At 35.3% G+C, this 10,203-nt stretch carries 7 protein-coding genes and 2 pseudogenes; 4 read left to right on the top strand and 5 right to left on the bottom strand.

The window, feature by feature from the left end; translation table 11 throughout:
* Positions 1–210: 210 nt before the first annotated feature.
* The 5 genes from JCM17102_RS32585 to JCM17102_RS20165 form a co-directional block, all read right to left on the bottom strand.
* Positions 211–807 carry an A1S_2505 family phage non-structural protein gene (locus tag JCM17102_RS32585; RefSeq protein ID WP_025076466.1) on the bottom strand — a complete coding sequence of 199 codons (597 nt, stop codon included), beginning with the start codon at positions 805–807 and terminating at the stop codon, positions 211–213.
* 128 nt (positions 808–935) lie between these two features.
* Positions 936–2,015 (bottom strand): hypothetical protein, encoded by a 1,080-nt coding sequence (locus tag JCM17102_RS28625; protein ID WP_275564451.1) that lies wholly within the window; start codon positions 2,013–2,015, stop codon positions 936–938.
* Positions 2,012–2,152, bottom strand: coding sequence for a hypothetical protein (locus JCM17102_RS32080; RefSeq protein ID WP_275564450.1), 141 nt, complete (start codon positions 2,150–2,152; stop codon positions 2,012–2,014). Before JCM17102_RS32080 ends, JCM17102_RS28625 begins: the two co-directional genes overlap by 4 nt.
* Positions 2,153–2,504: 352 nt before the next feature.
* Positions 2,505–3,011 carry a hypothetical protein gene (locus JCM17102_RS20170; protein ID WP_025076465.1) on the bottom strand — a complete coding sequence of 169 codons (507 nt, stop codon included), beginning with the start codon at positions 3,009–3,011 and terminating at the stop codon, positions 2,505–2,507.
* Between the two features lie 225 nt (positions 3,012–3,236).
* Positions 3,237–4,460: a site-specific integrase gene (locus JCM17102_RS20165; RefSeq protein ID WP_025076464.1), complete on the bottom strand. Its 1,224-nt coding sequence runs from the start codon at positions 4,458–4,460 to the stop codon at positions 3,237–3,239.
* Between the two features lie 587 nt (positions 4,461–5,047).
* Here JCM17102_RS20165 and JCM17102_RS20155 point away from each other — a divergent pair.
* The 4 genes and pseudogenes from JCM17102_RS20155 (at position 5,048) to JCM17102_RS28615 (ending at position 9,710) form a co-directional block, all read left to right on the top strand.
* Positions 5,048–5,371 carry a type II toxin-antitoxin system RelE/ParE family toxin gene (locus tag JCM17102_RS20155; RefSeq protein WP_005798232.1) on the top strand — a complete coding sequence of 108 codons (324 nt, stop codon included), beginning with the start codon at positions 5,048–5,050 and terminating at the stop codon, positions 5,369–5,371.
* Positions 5,361–6,476 carry a HigA family addiction module antitoxin gene (locus tag JCM17102_RS20150; protein WP_025076463.1) on the top strand — a complete coding sequence of 372 codons (1,116 nt, stop codon included), beginning with the start codon at positions 5,361–5,363 and terminating at the stop codon, positions 6,474–6,476. Before JCM17102_RS20155 ends, JCM17102_RS20150 begins: the two co-directional genes overlap by 11 nt.
* A gap of 484 nt (positions 6,477–6,960) precedes the next feature.
* Positions 6,961–7,880 (top strand): annotated as a pseudogene (locus JCM17102_RS32305) (site-specific integrase); the annotation flags it as partial.
* Positions 7,881–8,502: 622 nt separating this feature from the next.
* Positions 8,503–9,710, top strand: a pseudogene (locus tag JCM17102_RS28615) (tyrosine-type recombinase/integrase).
* The last annotated feature ends 493 nt before the right edge of the window (positions 9,711–10,203 follow it).

Raw genomic sequence — 10,203 nt, 5'->3', positions numbered from 1 at the left:
ATATACTCTTTTATAAAAAGTTTAGGTATAAAATTAGTTCATTTCATTCATTTACTTCACTATGTAAGAATTTTCTACTTTTAATTTTATTCTTTCATATTCGAGATATGCTCGTGCTTCTTTATACCGAGTATTAGAGGCAAGAGAAAAGCTCGATACAGGAGACGAAAACAGCCTTATTTTTGGTATGGGGAAATAATAATTTCACGTCTATTTGGAAGCGAAAAGGATATGCAGAAAATCGTTTATTCTTGTGAGAAAACTGTTGCGTTTCGTGAGCTTCATATCGCCTTCTCCCAAAAGTAGCCACCTTGCATTTATAGACGGAAAGGCAATTAGTATCTTTTGCACAATCCAGACGGTAGGAAGTTCTTTTCTGAATAAAATGTTCATCAGTATAGTAAAAGACAATCCCGTTCTTTGACAAAAATCAGAAACGGAAGGAGATTCTTTTTCGGCAACCTGTTTGATTCTGGCTTGTATGCCACCATTCAGAACATCCCAAAAGGACAAAGGCAAATTGATGTTCTTTATATGAACCGCTTCTTTGAATAACGGTGCAATCTCAAATGGCGAATGTTTGGATATTCCGCATCCTATCTCTGTAACTAAAAAAATATATTCCGGATGTTGTTCCGCATATAGCAGAAAATCATCAATATGTTTTTTAAGATTCTCAATGTGTTTGGAAGGTAGCGCATAGGTCTGCCCCTGTATTCCCACAGCCTGCCCCATAATAGCTCCGAATTTCATCGCTGTTGCTGCGGCATTTCCATTATGTACACCGTTTGAGTTTGAACCGAACACAAATATTTCATTTTCTTTCAGCTCCGTAATGTTATAAGGGTAATTCTGTTATTCATAATTTTAAAATTTTGGGTATAAAAAATCCTCTCATTGCATAAGCAACAAGAGGATATTATTTTGAGTTGATATTAGTTCAACGAAATAAGATTGATGATTTTGTTTCCGTTTTCTGCAACATTATCGATAACAACTTCATCTGTTTCTGTGATAGTTCCTACGACATTTACACCGTCCGAATATCTAAAACCTGTAAATGCGATATTTGGACTTTCCGAACTCGCCGAAAGACTTTGTATTTCATATTCCGAAACTTGAAATTGCGATTCCTGATAATCTTTCATTGCTGTTTTTGAGAACATGGTATTGTTTAGAATATACCATGCTTTGCTTGTACGAATATTTCCGATATTCACATACTTGTCCAGTTTAACACATTGCTCTCCGTCAAACTCCAAATTCCCATTTATTACGACTGTATTACGTACATAATTTGGTATAAATTTCCAATAAGTATTATCATACGGTATTGTACAGATTATTTTTTCTTCCAAATCATTAATACCGACTGTTTCATATTTGATAATCGTATTGTCACGAACCGAATATAAATCACCACTAAAGATGAAAGTATAAGTATCTGTAATCGGATAGATTTTACCACCCGGACATTTGACACGACAATTGAATTGTTGCTCATTCCCTTTCCAGTATACTACAAATCCATCACCTGTTACCGAAAAATTATCAAAGCGTATATCATCCGGCAACAAAGCCTCAATAGTCATTGTTTCAGGCGACAACTTTAACACCTGTTCACCTTTCAGATAGCCTTTGTAATAGATATTACCTTGATTATCCAATATTGTTTTCAACGAACCGTCACCCAAATATACATCTATTTCCTTGGGCCATCGATATATCTTTTCTGTTTGGACATCAACAATGGAGAGGTATTCTGTACTACCCCAACCTACACTTATACCTTCACCATCAGGTCCAGGTTTATAGAACAAATCGATAATATCTTGTGCGATAGGATTTACAAGAAGAACTTTATCGCTCAATTTCAAAACTTTATGAATACCAATATTATGGTCTTGACCGTCTTCTCCCTTGATTGACAACTTTACCTCATTGCCTGATAAATCAAGTTTGTAATAAGAGTCATCCCCTGTTGCTCTTGTTGCGGATGATTTCTGATAAATCATCTTGCGTCACTCACATTCAAATTCGTAAGGTATTTATAACCTTCTTCATAATTGATATTGCCACTACCGGAACCACCGTCATCACTACATGCAGTAAATAAAGCTACCGCACCTAACATTAATAAAAATTTCTTCATAATTACCAGAATGTCGTTTCTCCCTTAGCCCCAAATCAGAAGAGTTTATAAATGCAGAAAGCGTGAGGCCATTAACTTATTTTATACGACGGGCTCTGGTAAGACCTTGAACTAAAACAAGCAACAGTCCCCACGCCATATACGGATATGACGCGAGAGATGCCAACTTATTCCCGTTCTACAGATAGTTTACCAGACTTCGTCGTAGAGAATCAGTTAAACACTTTCGTGTACCTTAAATTTCTAATATGTCTGCCATGTTGCCATGACGATGCAAAATTAGAAAAAATAAGGCACATCACAAAGTTACATCCCATAAAGAGACTGTTGCAGGTTACAAAATTAGATATTCTTATTCATTCAGCATTTCATCAATGGCGAATTCGTGAAGTTCATGCTCCAGCTTCATTTCTTTAAGCCGTTCTTCTTTCTTCCGAAAATAATCATCGCCCAAACCTTTTTTTTCGAGTGCCTTGTCGAATTTATCAAGTATTTCATCTGAAACACATTCTTCATCGTCATCATCGATTGACTCGTCCAATGCGGAAAGCATATCCTCTATTGTGTATTCCTGTTCTTGTGAAGAAGTATTTTCCGTTAATGAAAACTCTGTATCATCCTCACAATCAATATCCGGCCCTAACATATCTATAAGCTCATCGATTGTGTAATCTTTGTCTTTAAAAGAATCTTTCGTATTTTCTTCTTTGACAATCGGCTCTTGAGCACCGGTTTCCTGTATGCTTTCTTTTTGAGCAGACATTTTAGTCTTTGGTGCTTTCTTTGAAGATTTCTTTTTAGTCTCTACAACTTCGGCAGTCACCGGTTGTTCTTCTTTTACTTTTTTCTTTCGTGCCATAACTTTATTTATTTTTGAATTTAGTAATACTCCGAATACATGAATCATCGGACATTACATATATCCTCTTTTTTGTCGGAATATAAAAGAAAAAGGTATTTTAACTATATTCTTAACCTGAATTAAGCTCTCGCACCGGTAATTTTACATAAAGAAAGCCCGATTTCCCACCAAGCAAGAGAATCGGGCAGAATATTGAAGCTGCCCCAATATAGGCTATATAGGCTACAAAAACGAGGTCAAAAGGTTAGTGTTCTTAGTACGCTCCTCTTTCTCGAAACTCGCCAGATATGCTTCCGTAGTCCTCAGGTCGGTATGTCCTAAGGATTCACTTATATAAGAGATATTGGCTCCGCTTCGTTTCAATACGGTAGCGTATGAATGTCTTGCGGTGTATGTGGTGATATTGCCGATACCCAATTCTTCACCTATCAACTTCATACGCTTGTTGATTCGCTTGACAACATCGCGTACAATCGCTTTACGCTCTATAGCTGTTTCATGCCCTTTCATATAAGGAAATATGTAATTATCGGGTAACGGTTTGTTTCCCCACTTGTCAATTATTGTCTGTAATTGGGGAGAAACAACCGCACGTATCTCTTTCCTGTTCTTTGTCGTGCGCTCTGTTTTCTGTCTCACAAAACATATTTCACCGTCCACAATATCCGAGAACTTCAATTTCAGCATGTCTGTCGGATTGATACCGTTGCACAAGTAAATGAATATCCAGAGGTCTTTATATCTGTTAGTGGTTTCATTTTCACTCTTATAATCGAAAATGGCCTTCAACTGTTTCTTTGTCAATCCTTTCTTTCTTCCGATACCGGTCTTTATCTCAAACAGACCTTTTCCGAATGGGCATTGCGATTCTTTGATAACGCCGGCTCTCTTGGCTTCATTCACCAAAGTACGGATATTTCTCATGTGCATACCGATTGTAGAAATACTTCTCGTTTTCGACCAAAGTCTTTCACATTTTTGCAACCATTCTACCGTAACAGTACTAAATGGAATATCTTTACCGCCGACTTCCTCAACCATTACCAATGTAGTTTGATAGAACTGCATTGTCCCGATTCTTTCTTCGTTTTTCAGTTCCTCAATCTTAGCTCGTATGGCACTGTTCAGAGTATCACCGGTAGCTTTTCCCAAACGTAAATTGAGCGTATTGAAAGAGAATGTTCCTTTCTCTGCCAGAGCTTCAACATTCATACGGACTAAAGAAAAACTACTTTCAATGGCTTGTCTGATTTTCCTGCTTTCAGAAGATTTGCTATCCGGCAGCTTGTTCCATTCTTCTTTTGTCATGCAGACACCAATAGAATAATACTTGGGCTTTCTTTGATAATAAACCTTGATTTTAACAGGATATTTACCTTCTTTGTTGGCAGTACGTGCATCAAGTACCGTAGAGACTACGATACCGTCTTTTGAAAAATTATACATGGTTTTAGTGATTACCCGCAAGCGGAATTGCTTACGATAGTCTATATATCCTCATTTGAATGGAAATATAAACGTTTTGAAACCTTTTGAATATTGGTTTTGAGTAGTTTAGACATTAGTTTCAAACGGTTTAAAACGATAATAGTAAAACATAGTATATATATTAGTCTGTAAATAAGAATTATACGCTTCGCTCATTTCAAGAACATTATTGAGAAGTATCACTAAAAGTCGGAAAAATACAGCTATCGATAAATAGATAATAAAAGTTAAACATTCAAAGCCATTGAATCCGATTCTTCAATTTTAAAGAGTTCGCATTGATTTTCAGATTATGTTTGAAGATTCCGAGCATAAAATAAACATAGAAAATAGAATAAGTGCAGCATATTAATTGAATTAAATGGTTTGCCAATCATTAACACACCAATAATTTTGAAAAGATGTTTTTCACGAAACAATATATCCTTTTTTATTGTTTATTTGAAAAACAATATCATGTAATTATCAAATTTGATAATTTATTCTATGATATATATTATCATAAAGAATAAAATACTTATCTTTGCAGAAAGATAACGAATTGCATGAATATCTATACAGAAGATGAAGCACTAATTGAGTTATTGGAAGAGGGTTGCACCAATGACAAAAGATACAAGAGACTTCCTAAGGATGTAATCAAAGGTTATATAAAAGCATATAATCATTTAAAAGCAGCCACAAGAATAGAAGATTTATTCAGAATCGGAAGTCTGCATTATGAACGATTGAAAGGTGACTTAAAAGACTTTGAATCGGTTAGATGTACCGGACGTTGGAGATTAATATTTCAAAGTTCCACAATAGACGGTTCATTGATAATTACTGAAATAGAATTAATAGAAATATCCAACCATTATGGCGACTAAAATCAAATTAAACGATTGCGTACCTTGTATAGCCATTCATCCGGGTGAAATCATTAAGGATGAATTAGATGCAAGAGAAATGAAGCAAAAAGAATTGGCTTCACTTATGAGCATGCCTACTTCCGTACTCAATGATATTATAAAGGGACGTCGTGCTGTAACTCCTGAAGTTGCTGTTTTGCTACAGGAAATTTTAGGAATAGATGCTTCATATTGGTTATCATTACAAAATCAATATGATATAGACCAAGCAAATATAAATAAGAAAATAGTAGAACGAAAAAAGAATATTGAGATATGGAAAGTAATTTCTCAATATTGTTCTGTCAAATATTTCGAGAAATTAAATGTTATTGGAACGAAAATATCAGAAAACATAAAAATAATATATTCAATTTTCGGCGTAACTTCAGTTGAAGAACTAATAGCTTCGTTTTCTTCAGAAAAGGAACTTTCTTATTTTAAGAAATCTGAATGTTTAAAGAGCGACCCCATTAACATTTTCTCATGGAAACATTTTGCTTTCTATCAAAGTTCACAAATGCCGGATGTTGCCGATTTTGATGAAAACAGTTTAGAAAGACTTGTGCAGGAATTGAATCAAATGTTTGTTGTAAACATAAACACTATTGATAAGACAAAAGAAATTCTGTCACGATATGGAATTAAATTTATTATAGTGTCTAAATTCGACAAAACACCGATTGATGGATTTTCTTTTTGGCAAGGAAAAAATCCGACCATTGTATTAACATTACGATTAAACAAAATCGATAATTATGCTTTCGCTTTATTGCATGAGATATACCATGTTTATATGCATCTTATTAACAATAGAGAACAGAAATACATTGCCATAGAAGGAGCTGAAATAAATAAATGCGAGGAAGAAGCAAACAAATTCGCCAAGTGCTCTTTAATTGGTAAAGACTTATGGAATACATTCCTCAAACAACATTCCATGATTTCTCCACATGCAATGCAAATGAAAATAAAACAATTTGCTCATCAACATAATATCAATGAGGCTATTGTTTTAGGATTTTATCAGCATGATATTAATTTGTATTCTATTAAAAGCTCAATATCAAGAGAGATAAAATAGAATATTCAAATACATTTAGTATATTTGCAATTAATATGACCTCCCACGCTTCCCATTTGAATAGCGCACCCGGGGAGGTCTTCGAGTTTTATATAAGATGACAAGCTTCCTATTATTGATATAACCCAATATTACCGTACAAATCTAATTGCACACAATTTGCACACATCTTAGGAAAATAGAAGAAAACAAGAAATATTATTTGAAAAGGAAATATTATCTTTGGGCTTGGAAATCAAGATGTATGGATATGAAAAGATATAAAATGCAAATCGCTGAAAATCAAATATTTGCGACTCATAATCTGGAGGTCCCTGGTTCAAGCCCAGGCTGGTCCACAAAGAAAGTCCTCATAGACAGCAGTTTATGAGGACTTTTCTTTTGGTATAGATTCTCTGATTATGGCACAAATTGCAGCAAAATCACCTCAAACTACCCCATTGTTGACCTATTGTTGACCTCAAAAAACAAGTAGGTAAAATGAATTAAAGCAGAAGTCCAACGGGACAAACAAAGAAGTGATGGGACATACAACGTAAAAGTGCGATTTACGTTGAATAGAAATGTAAGAAGACTATCTACAAGCCTATTCGTAACATCCAAAGAGCTCACAAAATCCTTCAAATTCAGAGAGGAAGCTCCAATTAAAAAGGAAATTGATCACCTTGTACTTTACTACAGAGAGCAATGCACCAAACTCTAACTAGGCCAAAACAATTACACATTTGAAGATGTCTTTACTTTCTTGAATGGAAAGGAGCACCCAATTACACTACTGCTATTAATGCTTTGGTTCGTTTCACAGATAAAAGAGCAACTGGATGTGAATTAATTACACTAGACTCACTAGAGCAATCCAAACCATTCATAAAGGAAGAACAAGAAGCACGTACACATAGACTAATGTAACAGGGTAAACTTGTCTCCTCCAATCGCTCACTTTCTCTATACTTAATGAGCATTAAGAGATTATTTAATGAAGCTAAGAAGAAATATAACAAGAAAGACAAGAACTTAATCCTCATATTCAATTCTCCTTTTGATGAGTCTGAGATACCAAAACAGGAAGCTACCCGTAAGAGAGCTATTCCAGCAAACATCATTAAGAAGGTATGGAAGTTACCTTATAAAGACATGAGGAAAGGATATAAGTCCACCTGTTATTATAATTTGTTAAGGATTTTTTCATTCTATTATTTTACCATATGGGAATCAGCCTTTACAATGCTACCACAATGAAAGGGAACACTATTATCTATAACAGAACCAAAACCAAGACTCGTAGATTGGATGGTGAAAAAATGATGGTAGATATTCCTAAGATAGTACAGCCTCTCATTGATAAGTACAAGGATAGCCACAAGCAAACATCTGTTTAACTTCTACCAATACTACGCAGATAAAAATAGAAGTAGCTGATTTCATCTGGCACTGTTTTCACATCAGTTCCTTTAATCATTATAATCATAGCAATGCACACTTTTTTCCCTGCCTTCTGCTTCCTTGTTGATAAAAATAGTGTATAGTTTACCATGTAAGAGGACCCCATCCCAACCATAATGTTCAGCAAGAACATTAATAAGTTCTTCAAAGTGAATTTTTCGTGGAAACAATCTCGCAAGTATTTGTGTTAAAACAAACTCAGACAGGCTGATTACATAATCTACCACAATATTCTAGTGCATAATCGTTGTCCTGCTCTTTTTGATATCAACAGCGGTTTGTATTTTATTGCCAACTAGCATTTCATACAAAACCCGATGCTTTGGAGAATATTGGGAATAGTATATTCTTAAACGTAGGTCTTGTATTAACAATTATGTATGTAGAAGATCAATGCGGTGAAGACAAATTATCCGCGACTTTTTTGAGTAATTACCAACATACCATAAATATACAAATAAGGAAAGAACTGATGATAAAATAATAGAGATGACATATCGGTAACGATAATCGGCACCATATCTGAAATGGAATTGAGGCTCTTGAGAAGAACAAAAATAACGAATTAATATCAATAATATATATGGCAACAGTAAAAGTAAAATTTCGTGCTTCTTCCGTCCCGACAAAGGAAGGCACATTATTCTACCAAGTAATTCATAAGCGTGTGGCACGGCAAATTAATACCAGCTACAAGTTATATCCGTATGAATGGAATACGCCCAATGCAGAAATAGTCTTTCTCCCCGATATTGGGAACAATCGCCGAAACTATCTGGCTTCATTGAAAGACACTCTGCATGAAAACACCAATCGACTCAAGGGCATTATTTTGTGTCTAGAACGTACTGGTGAAGACTATGCAACCGAGGACATAGTGAAACATTACTTAACATCTTCAAATATCGAAGGTTTCATATCCTTTACTCGTGGTGTTATCCAGCAACTGGAACAGATCGGAAAGCAACGTACTGCCGAGCGGTACACGACTGTCATAAACAGTTTCGGACGTTTTCTCGGGGAGAATGACGTGCTCTTAGATGAAGTCAATTCCAACCTGATAGTCAGATATGAGAACTTTCTGAAATCAAGTGGCGTGTGTCCCAATACGTCTTCCTTTTATATGCGAGGATTACGGGCGATCTATAACCGAGCTGTCGAAAAAGAAATGACTGTACAACGCTATCCGTTCAAGCATGTTTATACCGGTATCGACAGAACCACTAAACGAGCTGTTCCCCTGAAAATTATTCGCCAAATCCGAGAATTGGACTTGACGTTATACCGATGGCGGATTTCGCCCGGGACATTTTCATGTTCTCGTTTTACACTCGGGGAATGTCATTCATCGACATGGCCTATCTGAAAAAAAAAGACCTACATAACAGTATTCTATCTTACCGCAGACAAAAGACTGGACAAAAATTATTTATAAAATGGGAGAAACCCATGCAAGAAATTATCGACAAGTACGATACCGGCAATACGCCTTATCTGCTACCGATTATCAAGGATATGAATTTGGACGAACGACGGCAGTACAAGAACGCAGCACACCTAGTCAATGATAAACTAAGAAAGCTGGGAGAGAAATTGGAACTTGCCATCCCACTGACAACCTACGTAGCCCGACACGGATGGGCGTCTATTGCCAAAAGCAAGAATATCCCACTCTCAATAATTAGTGAAGCAATGGGACACGACTCGGAGAAAACCACACGCATCTATCTCGCCTCATTAGACACGTCAGCCGTCGATAAAGCGAATAGTCAAATACTGAAAGCTTTGTAACTATTACAACATTCTTTGAAGCAATAGGTTAATCTATAACATCAAACACAATTTTCAATAAACAAAATAACGTGAGTACTTATTATTCAATTTGAAAAGTTCTCTTTTTAAGAGAAATATCGGTATATAATAATACCTTATTACCAATACATTGTATCTAGAAAATTCTAAATTTGCACAATAAACTACCGTATTTACTCAACATTCATGGTTAAAATTATCCTATTAATCATTTTTTTTTCGATTTTCCATTGCCATATTTTGTATTTTCATTAATTTTGCATTGTATGCTATTTCTCTTAAAAAGAGGTGTATCAGTTGACAGACGTCATAATGGATATACGCATATTACTTCCATGAGTAAAAAAACACGGAGAAAAGTGGAATATTATAATAATTCCTATGAGTAATTCCAGTAAGACGAACGAAAAACTGTAGATTAGGATGCTTCTACAAGAAATGAAAATTGTTGAGCTATAACTTTATTCTCTCC

It is taken from the genome of Bacteroides faecichinchillae JCM 17102 (genome assembly GCF_000614145.1).
GTDB lineage: Bacteria > Bacteroidota > Bacteroidia > Bacteroidales > Bacteroidaceae > Bacteroides > Bacteroides faecichinchillae.
This window is presented reverse-complemented; position numbering and strand designations above follow the sequence as displayed.